Origin of the sequence: Xylanimonas ulmi, assembly GCF_004216535.1 — a bacterium.
GTDB classification, from domain to species: Bacteria; Actinomycetota; Actinomycetes; order Actinomycetales; family Cellulomonadaceae; genus Xylanimonas; species Xylanimonas ulmi.
The window spans coordinates 1,545,925-1,570,237 of the sequence record NZ_SGWX01000001.1; the positions used below are offsets into that span (position 1 = coordinate 1,545,925).

Genomic DNA, 24,313 nt, shown 5'->3' on the forward strand with positions numbered 1-24,313 from the left:
GGGCGCCGCTTGCCCGAGCCCGCGCGCCTGCGCCAAGATCGCCGCCATGCCGCGCATCGCCACCCACTCCCGCACCCTGGGGACCTGTCCCTAGGGCGGCGTCCGCGCGCCCCCACGATCCGCTCCGCGCGATCGTGTCAGGTGGATCCAGGCCGGCCGTCGCCCTCGCGCGCGGTCGGCCTTTCGTGTGCCCGGTCGCGCCCTCTTCCTCCGACCCGCCACCCGCCGAGGATCCTCCGTGACCCAGCTCGTCAAGACCCTCCCCCTCCGACTCCTCGCCGCCATCGCGCTCGGCGCCGTCGTCGGCCTGCTCGCGAACGAGACCGCCATCAGCGTCGTGCAGAGCGTGCGCCACCTGACCGGCCAGCTCGTCCTGTTCGCCGTCCCGCTGATCGTCCTGGGCTTCGTCGCCCCGTCGATCGCCCGTATGGGCGCGGGCGCCTCGCGCCTGCTGGGCGTCTCGCTCACCCTCGGCTACACCTCGGCCGTGCTCGCCTCGCTGCTCGCGGCCGCCGCCGGCTACCTGATCGTCCCCGCGCTCTCCATCCCCGCCGAGGTCGAGGGTCTGCGCCCGCTGCCCGACATGCTGTTCGAGCTCGACGTCCCACCCGTCATGCCGACCATGAGCGCGCTCGCCCTCGCCCTGCTGCTCGGCCTCGCGGTCGCGTGGACGCGCGCCGAACGCTGGGGCGGCGCGCTCGAGGAGTTGCACGCCATCGTGCTGCGCGTCGTGGCCAAGGTCGTCATCCCCGTCCTGCCCCTGTTCATCGCCTCGGTGTTCGCCCTGCTGGCCTATCAAGGCCGCCTCACCCGCCAGGCGCCCGTCTTCCTCCAGGCGCTCGGCGCCGTCGTCGCCGTGCACCTGGTGTGGGTCACGGTCCTGTACATCGCGGCGACGGCGTACTCGCGCCGCAACCCGTTCGAGGTCGTGCGCCACTACGGCGCCGCGTACCTCACGGCGATCGGCACGATGTCCTCGGCGGCCACGCTCGGCGTCGCGCTCAAGGGGGCCTCGGCCTCCTCGGTCCTCGACCGGCGGATGGTCGACTTCGGCGTGCCGCTGTTCACCCACGTCCACATGCCCGGCTCGGTCATGAGCATCACGTTCCTGGCCCTGACCACCTCGCAGGTGCTCTACGGCGAGCTTCCTGGCCTGCGCACGATCCTGCTGTTCGTGGTGCTGCTGGGCGTCTTCGCGGTCGCGGCGCCCGGCGTCCCTGGCGGCACGCTCATGGCCTCGCTCGGCCTGGTCACCTCGGTGCTGGGCTTCGACGAGGCGGGAGTCGGCCTCATGCTCGCGATCTTCGCGCTCCAGGACTCGTTCGGGACGTCCACCAACATCGTCAGCGACGGTCCGATGCTCATGGTCCTGTCCCGCTACGCGCAGCGGGGCCGCGCCGACGACGCCGACGACGCCGCCCCCACCCGCGAGCTGGTCGGCGCGGGCGCCGGCGGCGCCTGAGCCTGGGTCGCGGGGGCGAGCGGCTTCCTGGGGCGAGCGCGTCCGGGGCGGGATACCGTCGAAACGCGGGACCTGGCGGGAGACCGACGGCGGAGGCGCGGGTGGACGGACACGATGGGGGCGCACGCGACGCGGGCGCGCCGGTCGCCGCAGGCCGGGGCGCGCACAAGCGCGCGGGCTCGCCGCGCCTGACCTGGCGGCGCGCCGCGACGACGGCCGCGCTCGTGACCGCCGCCCTCCTGCTGGCCGCGTGCGCCGCAGGCGCCAACCCGCAGCTCGACACCCCCGCACCCGGCGGCGCCGACCCCGCAGGGCTCTGGCTCGGGCTGTGGCACGGGCTGATCCTGCCGATCACGTTCGTCGTGTCGTTGTTCACCGACACCGTCTCGGTCTACGAGGTCCACAACACGGGCAACTGGTACGACGTTGGGTTCGTGATCGGGATCGCGTGCTCGTTCGGCGGCGGCGTGTTCGGCACGCGGGGGCGCAAGGGCTGACCGGAGGGCGCTATGGGCATCATCCAGATCGAGCTGTTCGCAACCCTCGACCTCGTCGCGCAGGCGCCGGGCGGCCCGGACGAGGACCCCGACGACTTCGCCTACGGCGGCTGGCAGGCGCCTGTGCTCGACGACGTCGCCGGCGCGCAGGTCGCCGCGGCGTACGAGGGCGCGGACGCGCTGCTGCTCGGGCGGCGCACCTACGACATCTTCGCGGCGTACTGGCCGCGCTACGAGGGCGACGAGGACTTCGAGATCGCCCGGCTGTTCAACTCGATCCCCAAGTACGTCGCCTCACGCGGGCGACCGCGCCTCGACTGGGCGGGCTCGACGCTGCTCGGCCCGGATCTGGCCCGCGCGGTGCGCGAGGTCCGCGACCGCCACGAGCAGGTGCGCGTGGTCGGCAGCCTCAACCTGGTCCAGACCCTGCTGCGCGAGCGCCTGTTCGACCGGCTCGACCTGTGGGTGCACCCGATCGTGCTCGGCGGCGGCAAGAGGGTGTTCGCGGACGGGGCGGTCCCCGCGAGCCTCACGCTGTTGGAGCCTCCCGTCGCGGGCCCCTCAGGCACGGTGTTCCTGCGCTACGCGCTCGCCGATGGCGCGCCGGGCGTCGGGGACATGGGCGCGCCCGACCGCGGCCGGTGACGGAGGCCGCGCGCGGGGGCCTGGCAGGCGGTGTCACGGGTGATGTGACGCGCGCCGAATCCCGCCGAAACCCGCGCCGTGCGACGCCCCGCCCGCTAGGTTCAGGGGATGGAACTCGACGCGGAGTCACCTGTCGGCAGACACATCATGGCGGCGCTCGTCGGCAGCGCCGGATCAGGCATGACCACACTGGTCGAGGCCGTACTCCACCGAGCCGGAGCGATCGCCCGCCCGGGCACCATCGCCGCCGGGACGACGGTCGGTGACTACCAGCCGGAGGAGGTCGCGCGCGGCACCACGCTGACCACCGGCCTCACATTCCTGGAGTGGGACTCCGACGACGGCGAGCACTATGAGCTGACGTTGGCCGACACGCCCGGGCACCCCGACTTCGTCGGCGGCGTCGACGCCGCACTGTCGGCCTGCGACCTCGCGATCGTCGTCGTCTCGGCGGTCGCGGGCGTCACCGCGGGGACGCACGCGGCATGGGCCGCGGCCGACGCCGCGGGTGTGCCCCGCATCGTCATGGTCACGTGCGCGGACCGCCCACAGGCGGACTTCCACCGCGTGCTCGACGAGTTGCGTGAGGCGTTCGGCTCCCGGCTGTGGCCCATCGAGCTGCCCATCGGCACGGAGGAGGAGTTCCGGGCCGTGGTCGACGTGCTCGGCGAGCGCGCCCTCGTCCAGGGCCCGGCCGGCAAGCGGTCCGTGGAGCCGCTGCCCACCGACCTCGCCGCCGAGAGCCACTCGCTGCACGACGACGTCACCGAGGAGGTCGTCTCGCACGACGACACCCTGCTGGAGGCCTACCTCGACGGGAACGAGCCCTCGCTCGACGACCTGCAGCGCCGGTTCGCGCAGGAGATCGCCGCGGGCGAGGCCGTGCCCGTCGTCGTCGCCTCGGGCGTCACCGAGACGGGCGTCGACCGGTTCATCGACGTGCTGTGCCTGCTCGCGCCGGCGCTGGCCACCAGGGACGCGGCCATCGTCACGGACGACGGCACCGAGGTCGCGGTGGCCCGCGACCGGCACGGCGAGGCGCTGGTGCACGCCTTCGACGTCGTCGCCGACCAGTTCCTCGGCCAGATCACGATGCTGAGGGTGCTGTCGGGGACCATCCGCCCCGGCGACCGGCTGCACAACGCCACGACCGGCGCCGAGGAGCGGTTCGGCGGGCTGTTCCGCCTGCGCGGCGCGCAGCGCCTGCCCTGCGACGAGCTGCGCGCGGGCGACGTGGGCGGCGCCGCGAAGCTCGTGGGCACCCCCGCCGGGTCGCTGTTGTGGTCGCGTCCGTCGGGCCACGCGCGCCCGCGCCCGCTGCCGCACCACCCGCCGGTGTACTCGGTGGCGCTCGACCCGGTCACACAGTCCGACACCGAGAAGCTCTCGACGGCGCTGGCCCGGGCCGTCGCGGAGGACCACACGCTGTCGGTCGAGCACACCGGCGGGCGCACCATCGCCCGCGGCCTCGGCGAGACGCACATCGAGATCCTCGTCGACCGGCTCAAGCGCGTCTTCGGGGTCAACGTCACCACGGCTCCCGCGCCCGTCGCCTTCCGCGAGACCATCAAACGCGAGGCCAAGGCCGAGGGACGCCTCAAGAAGCAGTCGGGCGGCCATGGGCAGTTCGCCGTCGTCCAACTCATCGTCTCGCCCCTCGGCCCCGGCGGAGGCTTCGAGTTCGTGGACTCGGTGGTCGGCGGCGCCGTGCCACGGCAGTACATCCCGGCGGTCGAGAAGGGCGTGCGCGACGCGCTCGAACGCGGCGGCCCGAGCGGGCACCCGGTCGTGGACGTGCGCGTCGAGCTCGTCGACGGCAAGTCGCACTCCGTCGACTCGTCCGACATGGCGTTCCGCACCGCGGGGTCGATGGCGGTCCACGAGGCCCTGGCCGCGGCGGGAACCGTCGTGCTCGAGCCGGTCTCGGCGGTCACCGTCACGGTCCCGCAGGCCTACCAGGGCGCGGTCATGAACGACCTGTCGGGGCGGCGCGGCCGCGTGCACGACACCCGGATGACCGACTCCGGCGACGCCGTCGTGGTCGCGACAGCGCCCGAGGTCGAGCTCCAGCGCTACGCGCTCGACCTGCGCTCGCTCACCCAGGGCTACGGACAGGTGACGATCACACCGGACCATTACGAGGTCGCACCCACCCCCACGCACGCCTGAGGCCCAAAGGCACACGGGCGGTCGCCGGCGGCGGCCGCCCGTCGGCGCGTTCGCCTGCCGTTCGCATCGCGTTCACCCAGGTCAGGCAGGGTGACGCCACGTGAGACGACACCTGCTCACCGCGGCGCTCGCCGCGGTCGCCGCGATCCCCCTGTTCGCCGCCCCCGCCGCAGCGCACGGCTTCTCCTCGACCGTCTACGCCGACGTCACCACGCCGTCGGACGGCACGGTGCGCACGCAGCTCGGCCTGGAGTACGACCTGCTGGTCGTCTCGGTCGCCGAGCACGCGCAGGACCCGGCGCTGTTCGACGACGGCATGGCGGTGTGGCAGACGGGCGAGGAGCCCACCGCCCTCGCCGACCACGCCGCGTCCGTCCTGCGATACGTCGAGGCGCGCTACCGCGTGAGCGTCGACGGTGAGCGGTGCGTCGCGTCCCAGGTGGGGGCGTTCGGCGTCACCGAGCGTGACGGCGTCCCCTACGCCCTGCTGACGCTGGACCACACATGCGCCCCGTCCGACGGCGACGGCCCGCGGCACACCGAGATCACCAGCACCCTGTTCGGCGACGACGAGGGCTATGTGACCGGGACGACGACCATCCTCGACTACGACCTGGCTGGGGCGGCGGGCAGCGCCGCGCTCACGGGCCAGCACCCCACCTTCGAGTCCGGGCAGCCCTGGTACGACCGCATGGGCGAGTTCTTCGTCCTGGGGGCCGAGCACCTGCTGACGGGCATCGACCACATCCTGTTCCTGCTCGCGCTCATCGTCGGCTCGCGGCGCCTGCGCGACGTCGTCCTGGCCGCCACGAGCTTCACGCTCGCGCACTCCGTGACATTCCTGCTGGCCGCGCTGGGCCTGGTCGACGCCCCTGCCGCGCTGGTCGAGCCGGTCATCGCGGCGTCGATCGCCATCGTCGCGCTCTGGCACCTGTGGGCCCTGCGGCGGCGAGGCGACGCGCTCGGGCGCGGCGCCGTCCACCGCCCCACGAGCGCCTCGCTTGCGGCCCGGCTGGAGCTCGACCGTGCCGACTGGCTCCGACTCGCCGTGGTGTTCGCGTTCGGGCTCATCCACGGCCTGGGGTTCGCCGGGGCGCTCGGCATCGACGAGGCCTTCTCCTGGACGCTGCTGTGGTCGCTGCTGGTGTTCAACGTGGGCATCGAGGTGGTCCAGCTGTCGATCATCGCCGTGGTGTTCCCGCTGCTGACGCTGCTGCGGAGGCGGGCGCCGCGCACCGGCCGCTGGGTGGGCGCCGTCGTCGCCGCGGGCGTCGCAGTCATGGGCGTCATCTGGTTCGTCCAGCGCATCGGCGTCGGCTGACCAGACCCACCGAGCGTGCAAGCGCTGTTCAGCCCATGCTCATGCTTCTGTCAACGAACGTTCACCGAAGGCCGAGACGGTGGACGGTGGTGCCGTCCGGCACCACCATCCCTGGAGGATTGATGCACACGAACACTCACGCCCCGACGCCGCGCCGGCGTCGGGCCCGTGCGGCCGTCGCGGGCGCGGGCTTGATCAGCCTCGTCGCCGCCGGCCTCGCGTTCGCCGCGTCGTCGGCGAGCGCCGCCGACCTGCCGGCGAGCTTCCTCGGCACCGGCTCACAGTGGCGCTACTCGGACGACAACACCGACCCGGCGGCGGGCGGAGCCGACCGCCTGGTGTGGACCGGCGCCGGCTTCGACGACGCCGCGTGGAAGACGGGCGTCAGCCCGTTCGGCGCCAAGAACGGCAAGCCGACCGGGCTCGGCTCCGGCTTCCCCGTCACGACGCCGCTCAACCAGTACATCGACCCGACGGCGTCGCCCCAGGTCGACGTCCCCACGTTCCACCTGCGCTCGTCGTTCAACCTCACCGCCGCCCAGCTCGGCGAGCTGACGGGGCTGACGGGCACGGTCGTCTACGACGACGCCCTGCAGGTCTTCGTCAACGGCGTCAAGGTCGCAGGGCTCCTCGACGACCGGGTCGAGGCCGCCGCCGAGGCCCAGCGCAACCTCACCTACGCAGGCGTCTCCAACGGCGACCCCGTGACCTCGACCTTCACCATCCCGGCCGAGGTGCTGCAGGCGGGGACCAACACCATCGCCGTCGGGCTGTACAACGACCGCGAGAACAGCTCGGACGTGTACCTCGACCTCAAGTCACTGGTCCCGGTCGTCGAGGAGCCCGAGCCGGGCGCCGCCACGATCTCCGACCTGGTGCTCGGCGTCGGCGCGAGCGAGGCCGAGCGCAACCTCGCCTGGTACTCCGACCTCGACACCGAGCAGGTCGCGCAGATCGCGCCCGCCGGCGAGGTCGTGGACGGCCGGTTCCCGGCCGACGCCGTGTCGGTCGCGGCGACCGGTGGGGCGACGTCGAGCGGGGAGTACAACCGCTTCGCGACGCTCACGGGCCTGGAGCCCAACACCGCCTACTCCTACCGCGTGGGCGCCGAGGGCGCCTGGTCGGGCGTGTCCACGTTCCGCACGCAGTCCTTCGACGGCGGCTTCGACTTCCTGTTCTTCGGCGACCCGCAGTTGGGCTCCTCGGGCAACCTCGCCTCGGACACCCAGGGCTGGATCGACACGCTCGACGTCGCGACCACCGCCTACCCGAGCGCCGAGATGCTGTTCTCGGGCGGCGACCAGGTCGAGCACGCCAACAACGAGACCGAGTACGGCTCGTTCCTGTCGACCGACTACCTGCGCCAGATCCCGTTCGTGGCCACCAACGGCAACCACGACGTCGGCGACAAGGCCTACAACCAGCACTTCAACGTGCCGAACCTCGACGCCGCGGCCGGCCCCGGCACGTCGACGTCCTCAGGCGGCGACTACTGGTTCGTCTACAAGGACGTGCTGTTCCTCAACCTCAACTCCAACTCGCGCGACTACGCGTCGCACGAGCGGTTCGTGCGCGAGACCATCGCGGCGCACGGGGACGAGGCGAAGTGGAAGGTCGTGGCCTTCCACCACTCGATCTACTCGACCGGCCCGCACGCGACCGACGCCGACGTCATCGACCGCCGCAACACGTGGCCCACGCTCTTCAGCGAGCTCGGCGTGGACCTGGTGCTGCAGGGCCACGACCACAGCTACGCGCGCTCCTACCTCATCCGCAACGGTGAGAAGGCCGACCCGAACGAGCAGGCGGGCGCCGACATCCTGACCCCGGGCCCAGGCGGCGTGCTGTACGTGACGGCGAACTCCGCGTCGGGCTCGAAGTACTACGCGGCGTCCAACTCCTCGTCGTGGTGGCTGTCGGCCTCCAACCAGGAGAACGTGCGCAACTACACGGCCGTCGAGGTGAGCGACGACGCGATCAGCGTCAAGACCATCCGCTCGCAGGCCAAGGACGCCGCCCGTCCGGTGAACTCGGTCGTCGACCAGGTCACGATCGCCAAGCCGGTCGCGCCCGACACCCAGAAGCTCCAGGTCGTCGTGCCCGAGGGCGCGCCGGGCGAGCTCGTGTGGGCCATCGACGGCGCCAACCCCCTCGTGGACCTGGGCACCGCCACCCCGGCCGGCGACCACTTCGCCGCGACCGGCACGCTCAACCCGGTGCGCGTCACCGACACCCGCCGTGGCGGGCCGACGTGGTCCATCTCAGCGCAGGTCGGCGACTTCACCGGCAGCAAGGGCGCGTTCTCGGGCAAGTACCTCGGCTGGACGCCGCAGGTGCTGACCGCCGGCGGCGGCGCCACCGCGGGCGCCCCGGTCGCCTCCGGGTTCGGCGGCGGTGACGGCCTGGCCTCCTCCTCGGTGCTCGGCGCGGCCGGCGTCGGCCACCCGACCGGCTCGGCGACCCTGGGCGCCGGGCTCGACCTCAAGATCCCCGTCGACGTCACCGACGGGACCTACCGGGCCACGCTCACGCTGACCGCGCTGAGCTGAGTCTCCACCCCCGCGGCTCGGTGGGGGGCGGCATTCGCCTCCCCCCACCGAGCCTCCCCCACCTGAGCCGCAAGGACCCCTGATGCCTGTCACCCTCCGCACCGCGCGCGCCGCCCTGGCGTGCGTCCTGGCCGCGACCGGCCTGCTCCTGGCCGCGCCGGGCCCCGCCGTCGCCGACGACTCGACCACCTGGGGCGTGCGCACCGGATCAGGCGACCAGGGCGGTGACCGGGAGAACTTCTCCTACACCCTCGACCCCGGCGAACGCCTCGACGACGTGCTCGTCGTCGCCAACCACGGCGACGCGCCGCTCGACCTGGACGTGTACGCCGCCGACGGCTACACGACCGACGCCGGGCAGCTCGACGTGCGCACGCGCGACGAGGCCTCGGAGGAGGTCGGGGCATGGCTCACGCCCGGCGCCGCGAGCGTGCGCGTCGAGCCCGGCGCCTCGGCCGACGTCCCCTTCTCGATCACCGTCCCTGACAACGCGACGCCCGGCGACTATGCGGGCGCGATCGTCACCTCGCGCACGCAGGCCGAGCAGTCCGCCGACGTCGAGACCCGCCTCGGCGTGCGCGTGTTCGCGCGCGTGGCGGGCGACCTGGCGCCGAGCCTCACCGTCACCGGCGCTCACCTCGACTACCACGACTCGCCTAATCCGTTCGCGGCCGGTGACGCGACGCTCACCTACACCGTGCGCAACACCGGCAACGTGCGCTTGGCCGCAGGCCAGCAGGTCCACGTGGCCGGACCGTTCGGCTGGTTCGGCCACGATGCGCAGGCCGCCGACGTGCCTGAGCTGCTGCCCGGGGAGACGTGGCAGGTCAGCGTGCCCGTCGACGGCGTGGCGCCCGCCTTCCGCGCGGCCGCGCACGTGGTGCTCACCGCGCAGTTGCCCGCGGTCGCGGGTCAGACTCCCGGGGTGGCCCCCGTCGAGTCGAGCGCGACGGCGGTGGCCGTCCCGTGGGCGCTGCTCGCCCTGATCCTCGCGCTCGCCGCCGCCGTCTGGGTCGCCCTCGGACGCCGTCGGGCCCGCGCCCGTCGTGAGGCGGCGCGCGTCAGCGCGGCCGTGGCGCAGGCGCTGCGCGAGCGCGACGAGGCCACCGACGGCACGCGGGTGACCGCGTGAGGCGGCGCGCCCGCGCGACCGCCGTCGTCGCGACCGCCGTCACCGCCGTCCTCGCGCTCACCGGCTGCGACGGGACGACGCCGACCGGCGCCCCGAGCCCGTCGGCCTCCTCTACGGGCGCCCCGCTGACCGGGTTCGCCGCCGCGTTCCTCGGCGCCACGACGACGCCGGCGCCCGAGGCGACCGTGACCCCCACCCCGGGAACGTGGGACGACGTGACCCCACCCGCCGGATACACGATGGCGCTCATCACCGCCGGCGACGACCCGGCGAGCGCCACCCTGTCCGACGCGGTGCGCGGCTTCGCCGTCGAGCACGGCGTCGCGCTCACCGTCCTGCCCACCGCGGACGACGACCAGGTCGAGGCCGCGGTCAACCGGGCCGTCGGGGCCCACCCCGACCTCGTCGTCGGCGCCGGAGACGGCGTCGTCGACGTGTTCGCGCTGCTGACGGCACAGCACCTTGACACCCAGTTCCTGCTGGTCGGCTCGCAGCTTCCCGAGCCCACCGACAACGTCACCGCCGTCGTCTGGGAGGGCGCCGGATTCCGCGGCTCAGGCCTGGGCAGCGGCCACGCAAACCCGGCAGCCGTCACCCGGGCGCAGTCGCTCGAGGCGACGCGCGTCGGGGTGACCGCGGTGCTGTACGACCTGACGGGCATCGTGCTCGACCTGCGGTAGCGGCGGGCCGGACGCCCGGCGGGGCATATGTGGGACGATCCGGGCATGGCGCTCGCCGACCGAGTCTCCTTCGGCCTGTCGCTGCCGCACCGGATGGCCGAGGCGGAGCCCGCGGGGATCGTGGGGCGTGTCGCCCGACGGGCCGAGGCGCTCGGCTTCGACGACGTGTGGGTCAGCGACGGCGGTCTCGGCCTGTCCGGGACGCTCGAACCGTTCGCCGTCCTCAACCACGCCGCCGCGCTCACCACACGGGTGCGTCTGGGGGTCGCGGTGCTCGTGCTGCCCACCCACCACCCGGTGCGCGTGGCGCACGCCGTCACATCGCTCGACCGGCTCAGCGGCGGACGCGCGGTGCTCGGCGTCGGCCTTGGAGGCCGACGGCACGACGACGTCTACCAGGTGCCGCCCGAGCGTCGAGTCACGCGCTTCAGCGAGCAGATCCGCCTCGTGCGCGCGCTGCTCGCGGGTGGTCGGGTGAGCCTCGACAGCGACTTCTACTCCGGTGTGGTCGACGCCGCCGCACCCACCGCCCCGCAGGCGGTCCCTCCCTTGTGGATCGGTGGGACACATCCGGACGCCGTCCGACGGGCGGCGCGGCTTGCTGACGGGTGGATCGGCGCGGGCAGCTCGAGCAGCGCGACGTTCACGGCACTCGTGCCGCGGCTGCGTGACGCGCTTGAGGAGTGCGGTAAGGATCCCGCCGCGTTCCCCATCTCCAAGCGCGTGTACGTCTCGGTGTCCGATGACAGGCGGTCCGCGCGCGCCGAGGCCGACTCACTGCTCGGCCCGACCTACGGCGACCCGCAGATGGCCGAGCGTGTCGCCGTCTGCGGCACGTCCGACGACGTCGCCGAGCACCTTGAGTCCCTGGCCGACGCCGGCGCGACCCACCTCTTGCTGCACCCCACGGCGAGGCTCGAGGAGCACGCCGACACGCTCGCGCGGATCGTCGGGCTCGCCTGAGCCCGCGTTCAGCCTCCGCTCGGGTCCGCGTCCGTGACGTCGGCCACCTGGGCGCCGAGCGCGCCCAGCAACGCGTCGGCGTCGACAGTCGCGGCGACGCCATGGGCGCCTGCGCCGATCGACACGTCGCCCGCGCCCACCACGCGCGCGTCCGCGACCACGGGCCACGCGTGCAGCGAGCCGAAGGGCGTGATGGTTCCGCGCTCATACCCGGTCACGTCTCGGGCGACGTCCTTGTCGGGCAGCGACAGCCGTGAGACGCCCAGCACGCGGCGCAGCCGAGGCCAGGAGATCTGGCGGCCACCGGGCACCAGGACGAACAGGAAGTCGCCCTCGGCGCGACGCACCACGATCGTCTTGAGGATCTGCGCCGGGTCCAGGCCGCGCGCCGCCGCGGCCTCGGCGAGCGAGCCGACCGGGCCGTGCTCGGTGATCGTGTGCGTGAGGCCCGACGCCGCGAGCGCCCGCTGGGCGCGGCCGCGAGCGTCGTCGGACGGTTGAGGCATCTGCCCAGCGTAGGCGCGGGGCGTGGATCAGGCCCCGGAGCCGGGCCGCTTCAGGCTGAACCCGAAGATCGTCGTCTCCGGCACGGGCAGCTCGTCGTATCCCGCCGCCACCTCGGGGAAGCCGGCCGGCGGGCGCGGGCCGACCCAGACCCGCCAGAGGGCGCCGTCGGGGTAGACGTAGCCGTCGGCGCGGACCGTGGCCCTCCCCGCGGCCGCAATCTGCGCGGCGAGCGCGTCACGGTGCGCGGCGGGGACGAACCCGACATATCGGTTGCGCCACAGCACGGCGACGCGACCGCCCGCGCCCTCTTCGAGCGCCAACTCGGCGGGGATGGGCGACGGCTTGCCCTCCGCGGGCGCGAAGGCCTCACGGATCGGCACCTGGAGCGCCGGAGCCTCGGTCGCGACGAAGCCGTCACCCACCTCGGCGACGATCACGGGACGACGCGCACGCAGACTCACCCCGCGATCCTGGCACAGCCACGGCCCTCGGCGCCGCGTGGGCGCCCGCGCCGCTCCCGGACCCGGCGCGCGGCCGACGTGGGTCAGTCGAGCAGGTGGCGCAGGTATCGCCGCGGTGAGTCGAGGAACGACCGCCAATGCCCCACCAACTCCAGGTCCTCCCACGCGGTCTGCCGCAGGCCCCACGGGCCGACCTCCAGGATGGTCGCGCAGGTGCAGCGCCGCGGCGACCGCGCCGACCCGCAGGAGGGTCCGATCTCGGACGGCCACAGTGGCATTTCGGTTGGGTCTGTCGGTCTTCGGTGTATCTCCTGACCTGGAGGTACATGGAATGAGCACGCAGGTTGAGGCGGTCGCTGACGCGACCGCAGCAGAGGAACTGGACCCGATGACGACGACACCGGTGGCGCCGCAGCTGGACAAAACGATGATCGCCGCACTTGTCAGGGAAGCACAGGCCAACGGGATGGGCATCAACGGGGAGAACGGGCTGCTGGCGCAGCTGACGAAGCTGGTCCTGGAGTCCGCGCTCGAGGGTGAGATCACCGCTCACTTGGGGAACGAGACGCACGAGAAGGGCGCCTCGGCGGACGGCAACGCCCGCAACGGCATCCGTGCCAAGACGGTGCTGACCAAGGGCGGCCCGGTGCAGATCGAGGTCCCAAGAGACCGGGCGGGCACATTCGAGCCGGCGGTGGTCAAGAAGCTTCAGCGGCGGCTGGGCACAATCGAGGACATCGTGCTCTCACTATCCGCCCGAGGGATGACGCACGGAGACATCAGCGCGCACCTCGCCGACGTCTACGGCTCCGAGGTGTCGAAGACGACGATCTTCACGATCACGGACAAAATCCTCGACGGCATGGCCGAATGGCAGAACCGGCCCCTCGACCCGGGCGCCTGTGAAGAATGCTGGGCGACCGTGTTGACGCTCCTATAGTTGTCAACTCACCAAGGTTGCGGAAGCCGAGGGCGGAGCCGCGCAGGTGCTCGAGCCGGCCGTTGATCGCCTCTGTCGGGCCGTTGCTGGAGCCGGGGCGGTCGAAGTAGGCCAGCACGTCCGCTGCCCGCTTCTTCAGCGTTCGTCCGAGCGAGGTCAGCTCCTTCAGCCCGGCGGGCACGCTGCTGGAGACCGAGGCGATGACCGCGGCCATCTTGGCTTTTCCGGCGGCGCGGTCTTCGCACCGGTAGGCGGCGACCATGCGCTGGTAGATGCCCCAGGTGGCCTCGACGGGCACGTGCTCCTCGATCGCGAACAGTGCCTCGATCCGGGTCTTCTGCTTGTCGGTGAGCAGGTCGGCGCCGGAGTGCAGGGTGCGTCTGGCCTTGTAGAGCGGATCGTCGTTGCGGCCTCGGCGTCCGTGCAGCTCTTGCTGGACCCGGCGACGGACCTCGTCCAGCGCGTCCCCGGCCAGGCGCACCACGTGGACGGGGTCCATCACGGTGGCGACCTGTTCGCCCAGGGCCTCCTCGGCAGCGGTCTTGAACCCGGTGAAACCGTCCATCGCCACGATCTCGATCCCGTTCTTCCAGTCCTCGGGGCGAGCTTCGAGCCACGCCTTGAACACGGGCTTGGAGCGGCCTTCGACCATGTCGAGCAGCCGTGCCGGGCCGGTCCCGTCGCGCACCGGGGTCAGGTCGATGATCACCGTGACGTACTTGTCCCCGCGCCGGGTGTGCCGCCACACGTGCTCATCGACACCAATGACGGCGACGTCGTCGAAGCGGCGCGGGTCGTCGATCAGGACCCGGTGCCTCTCAGCCAGCACGGCGTCGTTCGCGGTCGTCCAGGACACCGCCAGCGACTCTGCGATGCGGGCGACGGTCAGGTGCTGGACCACCAGGCCTTCCAGTGCCCACCGCAGCCCGCCACGGGACACCTTGGCCCGCGGCTCGGCGGCCCGGCTGGTGTCCTGCCGCCACACCCGCTTGCACACGGCGCAGGCGTAGCGGCGGATGCGGACCAGCAGCGTGGTCGGGCGCCAGCCCACCGGCGGGTGCGCCAGCCGGCGCGTGACCGTGTCCCGTGCCGAGCCCTGGGCACCGCACCGGCGGCAGAACTCGTCACCCGCTGTGGGCTCGATGCGGCGCTTCAGCACCGCCCGGTCGGGCTCGAGGCGTTGCCCGGTCACCACGAGGCCGAGCTCGTCCAGGCAGCAGAACGTCGTCAGGTCAGGAGAGTAGAAGGTAGCGTCAGGCACGTCGGGGTCTTCCGGATGGACGGCGTAGGAACCTCCATCATCGGGGGACCTCGACCCCTACCCCGACACCGACGACGACGTCGGCGCTATGTGAAGTCTCAGGACATCGTGGACGGTTCTGTCTCATGACATCGTGCACAGTCGGTCTCAGGACATCGTGGGCACTTGGCCTGCGTGTTCGTCTCGGGCATGGACTTCAACCACGTGCCCGCAGACGTTCGGTGGGCGATCGCGAACTGGCCCGAGGACGCCGAGCGGGGAGCCGTGTCGCGCTTCTGCGAGCGGCACGAGATCAGCCGGTCGGTGTTCTACAAGATCCGGCGGTTGGCCCCTGAGGTAGGGCCGGTCGGGGCGACAGAGCCGGGCTCACGGCGACCGCACGCGAGCCCGTCCCGCACCGAGGAGTCGGTGATCGAGCACGCGATCGCGGTGCGCGCCTGGCTCGTCGAGCAGGGCCTGGACGCCGGCCCGTTGTCGGTCCACGCCCGGATGACCCGGCAGGGCCTGAACCCGCCGTCACGCGCCACGCTGGCTCGCGCGTTCGCTGCCGCCGGGCTCTCGAAGCCTGAGCCGCGCAAGCGGCCACGGGCAGCGAACCGCAGGTTCGTCTACCCGGCCCCGAACTGCTGCTGGCAGATCGACGCGTTCACCTGGTCCCTCGCCGACGGCACCACGGTCGCGATCCACCAGGTCATCGACGACCACTCCCGCATGGCTGTGGGAACCCTCGTCGCGGACGGGGAGACGGCGAAGGCCGCCGTGCAGGCCGTCGCGGCCGCGATCCGCCGCTGGGGCGTCCCGCAACGCCTACTCTCGGACAACGGGCTGGCGTTCAACCCCACCCGGCGCGGGTTCACCGGCAAGCTCGTCGACTACCTGATCGATCTCGGGGTCAAGCCGATCACCGGGAAGCCGGACAAGCCCACGACCCAGGGCAAGAACGAACGCTTCCACCAGACCCTGCAAAAGTGGCTCAACGCCCGCCCACCTGCCAAGACGATCGCCGACCTGCAAGCGTCAGTTGACCAGTTCGACCAGTACTACAACCACGAGCGCGTCCACCAAGCCCTCGACGGGAAGACTCCGGCCGAGGCGTGGGCCGCCACCGCCCCAGCACCAGAACCGACACCCGAGCCGCGCATGCCACAGATCCCGCCGTCCCTGCGAACCCTCACACCAGTAACCCCGGCCACGCCCGCGACCGGCGCGACCACCGCCACGGCCGCTGACGAGGCTGCGGCCCCGCCGGCCTCGAGGCGGACCAGGACGCCGCTCGCACTGCACGCCGCGACGGGCAACGTGACGTTGAACGTCAAGCAGAACGGACAGGTCAAGGTCCTCAGCTGCTTGTTCTACGTCGCGACCAGCAGGGCCGGACAGCCAGTCCACGCCATCTGGGACGAGAACAACGTGGAGATCTTCACCCACGACGGCGAGCACCTCGTCACCTACCCGCGCCCCGTGACCACCGGCATGTACTACCGCGCACCGCCCGCGGTGGCACCCCGATGAAGACGACCAGCCAGAACCCCTCAGCCGGAGTCACCGGAACGGCGCTGCGCACCGTCTCGAAAGGCGGCTACGTCGGCGTCCTCGGCAGCAAGTTCTACGCCGGCTACAAGCGTGCCGGTCAGCACGTCACGATCACCTGGGACGCCACGACGGTCACCATCACCGACCCGACCAGCACGCCGATCGCGAGCTACGACAAGCCGACCCGGCCGCGCGGCTGGCACGGCCCGACGGAGAACCGAATGACCACGAAGTCCTGAGACATGCCTGTGTCCACGAAGTCCTGAGACATTTCCGTGCACGATGTCCTGAGACATCACAACGACGTCGGCGCTACACCCTCAACCGCGAAGAGCCGCATCACCCCAGGTCACACGCCCGCCAACCACTCACGCCCCGCGCCTTGTCGTAAGTCGGGCCATCGAGACGGGCGCGATGCCGGCGAGTTTCCCGAGTGCGGCCTCGGACTTGATGCGCTCGGGGTTGTCGCGGGCCACGACGAGGATCTCGGCGGCGGTGTCTACGCCGACCCCGAACGACGCGAGCAGTTGGGGCGCGGCACAACGGACCACCTCACCGATCTGCATGGTCAGGTCCGAGGCCTCCGTGGTGAGGTGCTGCTGTCGCTTGGCCAGTTTGCACAGCACGTGCCGGCACCGCCATCACGCCGCACGGCAGACCGATGAAAGATCGAGGTTAGGACAGGCGCTTCTTCACTGCGCTGGCGAGGGCCTTCGTTACTTGGCCGCGGATGAGTTCAGCTGCGTACTCGTAGCCGATCGGGATCGTGCCGTCGTCGGTAAGCTGGATGAACTGCCGGAGGACATCGTCGTAGAGGGACCCGACGGCATCGACCGTGCGGTCATCCCATATGGGGGCCGCATCGAACCCCTCGCCGACGTGTGCGACTAGAGCGTTGCAGACACGTCGCTTGTTCGCCTCGTTGCTGAGGTCGAAGAGGGTCTGCTCGATAGCTTGCACCTTGAGGCGGAGCGTCTCATCGCCATCTGTGAGCGCGGCCACAGCCTCGCTGTAGCCACTCTCGGTGTAAGCCTTGATATCGCGCATTAGCTTGCCGCCACCCGAGGAGCCGGCTCGAGTGCGGCCGCTCGTCGCCACGACCTCGCGCTCCCGGCGACGGAACGTGGTGGCATGCGCCCTCTTGAGGGCCTCCTCGGCACGGGCGTCAGGGTTAGCGAGACCGGCTGCTCGTGCAACAGCGACGCTGAGTGTCCGCCAGGATGCCTTCGCCGCTGCAGTCATCTCATACACCTTGGAGAACTTGAGTTTCCGGAACTCGCGGTAGGCTTCCAGAACGGACTTCTTCTCGCTGACCGGAACCTTTGACCAGTCAAGGACGCGCCACTCGCCGAGGTTGTTCGTCGAGACCCAGCGAGCGCCTTCGCAGCCGACCTCGTTGCTGCGGTACAACGCGGCGAGATTGCCGTACACGCTCGCGAGGCTGGCCGCGACGAGCTCCTGATCAGTAGTTGCAACGCTGTTCGGGAGCGTGATCGCCTGGAAATTGTCAGTGGCGACAAACTCCTCGTCGCTCCACCAGACCTGGGGCTGGAAGTATGGGTGCGCGCCGACGGCGATCCGCGAGAGTTTCCAGTCGACCGACCACCAACTCACGCCCTTGGCCTTCACGCTTGGTTTGTCAGCGGCACCAGCGCGTTTCACTGCGCGGACGTATGACTCCAACCCACCGCCGCCCGGCAGCTTGGCAGGCGCGGCGAGGATCCACCAGTTGACATACGAGGGATCGAACTGCCCCGTAGCCTCGTCCTTCGGTGAACGGAAGAGCGGCTTGAGGTACTTCTTGTGGAAGGTGGCCTGGATGTCGAATCCAACGAGAGAGCGAAGCACCCCTGAGTTCTTGGGGTCCCGGTCTTTCAGTCGGAAGAATGCGTGACCGAGCTTGTTACCACGATAAATCGAGACTCCTGACACCGCGCCGAGGCGAATGACGTTTGGCGCCGCCTCAAACGCAGTTAATTCAGCAGGTCGCGTGCCCGCAATGAGGGCATCCTCGGACGGCTCAATCGCACTGAGATCGCGAGTATCGTGGGCCTCAACGGGTCGCGGGAAGCCGTTGAGGACCTCAATATCTCCGCTGACCGGAGCGAGCACGTTTACGAACTCGAACCGACCATACGAGCCATTCTGATCATCCCGCTCTTTGAGGAATAGCGCTATTGGCGCGACCCGTGCATCAGAGAACCACACGTCTGACTCGGTGTGCCAGACCGAGACGTCGAACTTTGAGCGCATCCAGCTCATGAGCGTCGCGTGCTTCTCGTTCTGAAGGATCGCGGCGGGGAGCACGAGGGCAATCCGGCCACCAGGCTTAAGCCACGCTGCCGCTAGAAGAACGAACCAGGCCGCGAGGTTGACATTGTCCGGCATGCCCTGCGGAAGCATGGCGAGGCCGCCGTTACCGGCGATCTGGGCGAGATCGTTTCGGTACACGCCGGGCCGGTCCGACTTCTCGTCGTAGGGCGGGTTGCCGAGCACAACCTCGAAACCATCGGGGTAATTGATCTGGTAAGGAGTGCCGACGAATGGTGTCACGTCGACTGCGGCGTCGCCGGGGCGGATCGCTAGACCGTCTTGGTTGGACACTGCGGGGAAGTTGTGACCCTTATAGACGTCACGCGTCGCGAGGTTGACCGTCGCGAGGTGCACGGCGAACGAGTCGAGGTCGTTCCCAAAGACTTGCTCGAGGACGGCCTCATGCGACTTCGACTCGCGCAACTTCGAGTAGGCCTCGACGAGGAAGGTGCCGCCGCCCGCACAGAAGTCCACAACCCGGTCGTCGGGCCCCTGCACCGCCCAAGCGGTCATCGCTCGGGCAAGACGGGATTGCGTGTAGTGCTGACCCATCTCTTGTCGCTGGTCGGACGAGATCAACCGCTCGAAGATGACGCCGATGATCTCCGAGTTGACCTCGTCGAACCGGACTCCGTCGAGTGCCGCGAACAACTCGAGCCACAGCCAGCGGAGCGTCTGACTCTCGATGCCAAGCAAGTACTGCGCGCCCGCGGAGAGCCCAAAGATCGTCTCGTAATCGCCCGTAACCCTCGTTGCCTCGGCGAGGTTCCTGAGCAGTACCTGGCGCATGTGATCGGACGTAGCCGGCGTCGTGCCGGATAGGATCGCTTTCAGCGAGAACGTAGGCCGAACCGTCTCGTAGAAGAGCCCCGAGGTGAGCACCTCGCCGATCGCCTGCGCGACGAAGTGGCGCACGACGTCGGACTTAGCCATGTCGAAGCCGCGTTGCCCTGCCGCCGCGGAGACTTCGGCAGGAAGTGTCAGCGTCGAGATCGCATTGAGAACCGACGGGAGCGCTTCCGCGAGCAACGCATCCGCCGAAGCCTTGAAGATTGCGAAATAGACCTCGTCCTTGCCCGCCTTCGGGACAGTCTTGTCTTGCAGGAGGAGCGCGCGCAACTGGCGGAAGAAGTCCTCGAGTCCGGGCCGCACGAGCGCCGTTCGACGCTCAGGGGTGAGCACCGACCACCAGTCGGCAACGCCTGTCTCCTTCTCTTCGATGACCTTAATTTCATCGCCGACCATTGCTTCGAGATAACTCGCGTCGGTGTTGTAGGCACGAGAGTCGAACATTGCGGCGGAAAGGAAGTTGGTTGTGAAGGCGTAGCGAACCCCAAGAGCCTTCGCCTTTGCAATCGCTCCCGTCACCTCTCCCGGGACGTAAGGATGGACGCCCTGCGGCGTCTCCGGACGTTTGGCCTCGCCGGAGATCAGCAGTTCTCGACTGCCCGTTGCGCGGCGTACCTCGACGTCGGGGCGCTTGCCGATTCTCTTGGCGGTCGTCTCGACAGCCCACTCGATGTCGAAACCTAGGATCTCGGCGCCAACCTTTTCGGCGATCTCTCGGATGTCGGAGAGCATGCCCACCTCGTTGCGGCCGGTGGAGAGACGCTTCGCCATTGACTGGAACCCCCTGCTGGAACTGACTTGGTTGCCGACCAACCTTAGGATACATGTCAGGGTGATCGCGGGACCGACACCTACGGTGGCGCGAGGTGCGCGCCTGGCTCGGTCAGGGGCGGTGGATCCGCGTTCGCCGGGTGGCGGCGCCAGATGATCCCAGGACTGGACTCGACGAGCCCAACCTGCCGTGTGCTATCCGCACGCTTCAGAACCCGTGGGACGGCCATCCGACCTGACTTGGGCCAATGTGGTGTCCCCTCAGCGGGCGGCCTGACTGATCTTGTCGAGGGCTTCGCGCAGGTCGTCGGGCAGGGGCTTCCTGATCGGCACGGTCTGGGTGCCAATCTTGGCCCAGGTGGTGCGGTAGCGGCGGGCAGTCGTCACGAACTTCTTGATCGACCACCCGGTCGTGGTCTCGATCCAGTGGGACACGGCCATCGCCGCGAATGCGATGGTCAGGTGAGCCTCGATCGACTCACGCAGTCGGTGATAGACGGGGCGCACGGCGAGGTCGGACTTCGCCATTCGGAACGTCTTCTCGATCTTGTAGAGCCGCTGGTAGGCGCCGATCACCTGCTCCGGGGTGGCGTCGGGGATGTTGCTCAGGTAGGCCTTGAACCCGGCCAGTGACCTGGCCTTGGCCTCCAGGTCCCGGTTGATCGACTTCGTCGCGCCGTCGAGCTTGATGAACCGGTTCCGCTTCACAGCGGCGTGCCCGTCGACCTGCACCTGCGCCTTGGCGACCTGCGCGTCGATCCCGCGCAACGTCCGCGCCGCCCGCCCGCGTTTGAACTGGTAGTAGGTGACGTGGTCGGCCAGGTTCTTCTTCCCCGTGCCCACCGGCTCCTTTGCGACCCACACCTGCCCGTCCTCGTACTCGGTGTCCGGGTGGTCGGCGCGCCACTTCTCGATGACGTAGGGCAGGTGCGGCATCTTCGCCCCGAGGACGAAGGAGAACCCCTCGGCCTCGATCGCCTTCCAGTTCGCCTCCGAGATCATGCCCGCGTCCGCGACGACCACCACGTCGTGCAGGCGGTGCGCGGCCAGGAACGCCTTGAGCGTCGGGATCATCGTCTTCGTCTCGGCGGTGTTGCCCTCCCACGCCGTGACCATCAGCGGCAGCCCGGACGCGTCAGCGAGCAGCCCGATCTGAATGAGTGGCTCCACCCGCCGCTCCTTGCTGAAGCCTGGGACCCGGAACTCGTCCTCTTGTCAACGACGGCCCAAGACTGACCCCTTATCGTCGTCTGAAAGTTGACCCCTCCGGTGGTGGTTGTGTCCTACTTGTCGGTTTTTGTGGTGAGTAGTTCGCGGCGCGCTCGGGTGCGGTAGGAGTCGCCGGTCAGGGTGACGACCTCGGCGTGGTGCACGAGGCGGTCGATCATCGCGGCGGCGACGACCTCGTCGCCGAAGACCTCACCCCAGCGCCCGAAGGGCAGGTTCGAGGTGATGATCAGCGAGCCTTGTTCGTAGCGTGCTGCGACGAGCTGGAAGAAGAGGTTCGCGGCGTCATGGTCGAACGGGATGTAGCCGACCTCGTCGATGATCAAGACCTTGTAGCGGCGCAGGCGTCGCAGCTCGGCGTCCAGGAGGCCGGCGGCGTGCGCTGTGGCGAGGCGGTCGAGCCATCCGGTCGCGGTGTTGAACAGGGCGAGGTTCCCGGCGTGGATCGTCTTGATGCCCAGCGCGATCGCTAGGTGGGTCTTGCCGGTCCCGGGCGGGCCGAGCAGGATCACGTTCTCGGCCTTCGGCACGAACGCGCACGAGGCCAGGTGCGCGAGTTGATCGCGGCGAAGCCCGGGCTGGTGGGTGGTGTTGAAGTCCTCGAGCGTCTTCAGCGCAGGGAGGTGCGCCTGGCCCATGCGGGTGACGATCCCGGCGGCTTCCCGGTCGGCGAGTTGGCGGTCCAGGACCGCGGCGAGGTACTCCTCGTGGGACCAGCCCTCGGCGCGGGCCCGATCGCCGAGCTCGGCGAACACCCGCCCGATCGTCGGCGTCTTGAGAGCCCGGGCCTGGTAGGCGATCCGGGACGTCGTCTGCTCGGCGTTCATCCGGCCACCCCCTGCCCGTCCTCGGCGGCCGCGTGGCCGATGGCGGGGTCGACGCCGAACAGGGTGTCGTAGTCAGACAAGGCGCGCAGCGGCACGATCGTGCCGTCCGCGTGCGTCCTGGCGCCGGCCAGTCGAGCCTGCTCGGCGCGGGCGTCGATGGTCTGCTGGTACTGCTTGCGCAGGACCGCCGCGGTGGCCACATGCGCGGGATCGGTGATCGTGGCGTGGTCGGCCCAGCAGCGGGCATGGGAGGCCACCTGCCGGTCCTCGCACGTGACCCATACCCTCGTCAGGTCCGCGTGCACCTCGACCATCCGCCCGATGACGGACGGGTCGACGGAGTAGTCGTTGGAGTCCAGGCGCACGTAGTAGTCCCGGCCCAGGCGCACCCGGTGATGCCAGCCCGTCGTCGGGGCCACCGGCGGCAGCGGCAGCATCAGGGGCCGTTCCCGATCGAAGACCTCCGCGGGCCGGGCGCCGAGCGCCCGCACGACGCGCTGGTTGGCGTCCTGCGCCAGCCACCCGCCGAGCTGGGTGTTGAAGTCGCCCGGTCCCGCGAACCGGCGCCCCGGCAAGAACGACGACTCCAGGTACCGGTTGTGGCGCTCGACGCCGCCCTTGAACTCCGGGTCCGCGGCCGGAGCGATCACCGCACGGGCGCCCAGCGAACCGACGAACGCGCGCATCGACTGCGTCGGCACCCCGCGCGTGGTGGCGATCGCTGACTCCCTGTCCCACCACAACCGGTGCGGGACCGCGTTCATCTGCCCCAGCAGCTGCCACATCGCCGCGGTCAGGTCCCCGCTGCGCCGCGAGGGCACCATGACCGCGCACATGTACCGCGAGTACGTCGCGACCATCACCAGGACCGGCAACATCATCGCCTGCCCATGCCCCACCGCGATCCGCGGCTCGGGGAACCACAGGTCGCACTGCACCGTGTCTCCGGGCTCGTGCACGACCCGGTCGGCCGGATCGATCCCGCGATACTCCGGACGGATGTCGCGGATCCTGTCCTTGAGGATCGTCAACGAGCGCGTCCACCCGATCCGCTTGGCGATCACCGTCGCCGGCATCGTCGGGTCCAGCCGCAACTGCTCACGCACCAGCGGCTCGACCTCGTCGACCAGCGAACCCTTCGCCGGCCGCGAGTACCGCGGCGGATCGCTCGCCGCCAACGCCGCCCGCACCGTGTTCCGCGCGACACCCAGCCTCCGCGCGATCGCCTTGATCGGCACGCCCTCAGACCTGTGCAACCGGCGGATCTCCGCCCAGTCCTCCATCGAGATCATCCCTCCAGACTCAGCCAAAGGGGTCAAGATTCATCCGTCGCCACAGGGTCAGTTTTCAGGCGTCGTCAACACCTCTTTGTCGGTTTCAAACCATAAGTTCGTCACGTCGAAAAGTAGTAAGCTCGCAGGTCCTAGCCTCGCGGCACGCGCGCACGCCGCGGAGAGGGAATCGCGGAACCCCTCAGCCGAGTACAGGCGAAGTCGGCGCTGCATCGTCCGATACGACGCGTGCGGCACCCCGACCTCGGGCAGCACCCGCTCGATCGCCGCCTGCTTCGACGTCGGCTCGACGATCCTGGCAAGGACGAGATCACGGAACACGTCATCGCCGGCCGCCTCGTCGAACCCCAGCGCCCGGAACCCGGCGTTGAGGGCGTCCCACAGGGCCGCCATCTGCGAGGCGACCTCCTCGAGCGGCTCGCCAGCGCGCCGAGGACCGTCAAGACCAAGCTCAAGGACACCCTGGCCTGCGTTGATGCGCTCACGAGCCTCGACAAGCAACAACTGGACGTCCTCGTCGGTGCGGCCCGAGCCGACGTACTCGACCTTCCGCTTCCCGCCGACCTTGCCCCACACGATCTGGACCTGACGCGTGCCATTCGCACGCTTCAGAACCCGCGCGGACGCCATCCCGTCAGCCTAGAGCGCCGCCGTGGTGTCCCCCTCGGGCGACCACGCTACGCATCACCCCAGGTCACGCGCCGTCAGCAGCTCGAAGCCCCGCCGCGTGTCGCAAGTCGGGTCCCAGGACTGGACTCGACGAGCCCAACCTGCCGTGTGCTATCCGCACGCTTCAGAACCCGTGGGACGGCCATCCGACCAGCCTAAGGCGCAGCCGTGGTGCCCCCTTCAGCGGCTCACACCCCGCATCACCCCAGGTCAGGAAGTCGCGGGTCGCTCAAGCTCGGCAATGT

20 protein-coding genes and 2 pseudogenes are annotated in these 24,313 nt (G+C 70.3%); 12 read left to right on the plus strand and 10 right to left on the minus strand.

Translation table 11 applies throughout. The annotated features are described in order from the left end of the window. Positions 1–238 precede the first annotated feature (238 nt). From EV386_RS07130 to EV386_RS07170, 9 genes are all read left to right on the plus strand, one after another. Positions 239–1,462, plus strand: coding sequence for a cation:dicarboxylate symporter family transporter (locus EV386_RS07130; protein WP_130413628.1), 1,224 nt, complete (start codon positions 239–241; stop codon positions 1,460–1,462). 101 nt (positions 1,463–1,563) lie between these two features. Then, complete coding sequence (locus EV386_RS07135) at positions 1,564–1,959, plus strand: hypothetical protein (protein WP_242607868.1); 396 nt, start codon at positions 1,564–1,566, stop codon at positions 1,957–1,959. Positions 1,960–1,971: 12 nt separating this feature from the next. After that, entirely contained in the window at positions 1,972–2,604 is a 633-nt protein-coding gene (locus EV386_RS07140; protein ID WP_130413630.1) for a dihydrofolate reductase family protein, read from the plus strand. Positions 2,605–2,712: 108 nt separating this feature from the next. Further along, positions 2,713–4,773 carry an elongation factor G gene (locus EV386_RS07145; RefSeq protein WP_130413631.1) on the plus strand — a complete coding sequence of 687 codons (2,061 nt, stop codon included), beginning with the start codon at positions 2,713–2,715 and terminating at the stop codon, positions 4,771–4,773. Between the two features lie 100 nt (positions 4,774–4,873). Then, positions 4,874–6,094, plus strand: coding sequence for a HupE/UreJ family protein (locus tag EV386_RS07150; protein ID WP_130413633.1), 1,221 nt, complete (start codon positions 4,874–4,876; stop codon positions 6,092–6,094). 122 nt (positions 6,095–6,216) lie between these two features. After that, complete coding sequence (locus tag EV386_RS07155) at positions 6,217–8,643, plus strand: purple acid phosphatase family protein (RefSeq protein WP_207216487.1); 2,427 nt, start codon at positions 6,217–6,219, stop codon at positions 8,641–8,643. Positions 8,644–8,725: 82 nt separating this feature from the next. Beyond that, complete coding sequence (locus tag EV386_RS07160) at positions 8,726–9,775, plus strand: WxL protein peptidoglycan domain-containing protein (protein ID WP_165399869.1); 1,050 nt, start codon at positions 8,726–8,728, stop codon at positions 9,773–9,775. Further along, positions 9,772–10,455 carry a BMP family ABC transporter substrate-binding protein gene (locus EV386_RS07165; protein ID WP_130413637.1) on the plus strand — a complete coding sequence of 228 codons (684 nt, stop codon included), beginning with the start codon at positions 9,772–9,774 and terminating at the stop codon, positions 10,453–10,455. The genes EV386_RS07160 and EV386_RS07165 overlap by 4 nt, the downstream gene beginning before the upstream one ends. A gap of 45 nt (positions 10,456–10,500) precedes the next feature. After that, entirely contained in the window at positions 10,501–11,418 is a 918-nt protein-coding gene (locus EV386_RS07170; protein WP_165399870.1) for an LLM class flavin-dependent oxidoreductase, read from the plus strand. 8 nt (positions 11,419–11,426) lie between these two features. Here EV386_RS07170 and EV386_RS07175 read toward each other — a convergent pair whose 3' ends face one another. The 3 genes from EV386_RS07175 to EV386_RS18970 form a co-directional block, all read right to left on the minus strand. Then, complete coding sequence (locus EV386_RS07175; protein ID WP_130413641.1) at positions 11,427–11,924, minus strand: aminoacyl-tRNA deacylase; 498 nt, start codon at positions 11,922–11,924, stop codon at positions 11,427–11,429. 27 nt (positions 11,925–11,951) lie between these two features. Further along, positions 11,952–12,386, minus strand: coding sequence for a hypothetical protein (locus EV386_RS07180; protein ID WP_242607869.1), 435 nt, complete (start codon positions 12,384–12,386; stop codon positions 11,952–11,954). A gap of 83 nt (positions 12,387–12,469) precedes the next feature. Continuing rightward, positions 12,470–12,664 (minus strand): hypothetical protein, encoded by a 195-nt coding sequence (locus EV386_RS18970; protein WP_423218963.1) that lies wholly within the window; start codon positions 12,662–12,664, stop codon positions 12,470–12,472. A 53-nt stretch (positions 12,665–12,717) separates the two neighbouring features. On the opposite strand from EV386_RS18970, the pseudogene EV386_RS07190 reads away from it, so the two are divergent. After that, a pseudogene (locus tag EV386_RS07190) lies at positions 12,718–13,281 on the plus strand (transposase); the annotation flags it as partial. On the opposite strand, the gene EV386_RS07195 reads toward EV386_RS07190, so the two are convergent. After that, positions 13,226–14,587, minus strand: a complete 1,362-nt coding sequence (locus EV386_RS07195; protein WP_242607870.1) for an ISL3 family transposase — start codon at positions 14,585–14,587, stop codon at positions 13,226–13,228. The pseudogene EV386_RS07190 and the gene EV386_RS07195 overlap by 56 nt on opposite strands. A gap of 174 nt (positions 14,588–14,761) precedes the next feature. Here EV386_RS07195 and EV386_RS07200 point away from each other — a divergent pair, with 174 nt between their 5' ends. Together EV386_RS07200 and EV386_RS07205 are read left to right on the plus strand one after the other, a co-directional pair. Further along, entirely contained in the window at positions 14,762–16,099 is a 1,338-nt protein-coding gene (locus EV386_RS07200) for an integrase core domain-containing protein (protein WP_242608068.1), read from the plus strand. Next, complete coding sequence (locus tag EV386_RS07205) at positions 16,096–16,359, plus strand: hypothetical protein (protein ID WP_130413647.1); 264 nt, start codon at positions 16,096–16,098, stop codon at positions 16,357–16,359. The genes EV386_RS07200 and EV386_RS07205 overlap by 4 nt, the downstream gene beginning before the upstream one ends. A 129-nt stretch (positions 16,360–16,488) precedes the next feature. Here the strand turns inward: EV386_RS07205 and EV386_RS07210 are convergent, their stop codons facing one another. The 6 genes and pseudogenes from EV386_RS07210 to EV386_RS07235 form a co-directional block, all read right to left on the minus strand. After that, positions 16,489–16,746, minus strand: a complete 258-nt coding sequence (locus tag EV386_RS07210; RefSeq protein WP_130413649.1) for a transposase — start codon at positions 16,744–16,746, stop codon at positions 16,489–16,491. 49 nt (positions 16,747–16,795) lie between these two features. After that, positions 16,796–20,014, minus strand: a complete 3,219-nt coding sequence (locus tag EV386_RS07215) for an HsdM family class I SAM-dependent methyltransferase (RefSeq protein WP_165399871.1) — start codon at positions 20,012–20,014, stop codon at positions 16,796–16,798. Between the two features lie 300 nt (positions 20,015–20,314). Beyond that, positions 20,315–21,262, minus strand: a pseudogene (locus tag EV386_RS07220) (IS1634 family transposase); the annotation flags it as partial. A gap of 74 nt (positions 21,263–21,336) precedes the next feature. Next, the gene (istB, locus tag EV386_RS07225; protein WP_130411616.1) at positions 21,337–22,107 is read right to left on the minus strand and encodes an IS21-like element helper ATPase IstB; all 771 of its coding nucleotides are present in this window, start codon (positions 22,105–22,107) and stop codon (positions 21,337–21,339) included. Next, complete coding sequence (gene istA, locus EV386_RS07230) at positions 22,104–23,399, minus strand: IS21 family transposase (protein WP_130412865.1); 1,296 nt, start codon at positions 23,397–23,399, stop codon at positions 22,104–22,106. The genes istB and istA overlap by 4 nt, the downstream gene beginning before the upstream one ends. 48 nt (positions 23,400–23,447) lie before the next feature. Next, on the minus strand, positions 23,448–24,029 hold the full coding sequence (locus EV386_RS07235) for a hypothetical protein (protein WP_130413655.1): 582 nt from the start codon (positions 24,027–24,029) through the stop codon (positions 23,448–23,450). Between the last annotated feature and the right edge of the window lie 284 nt (positions 24,030–24,313).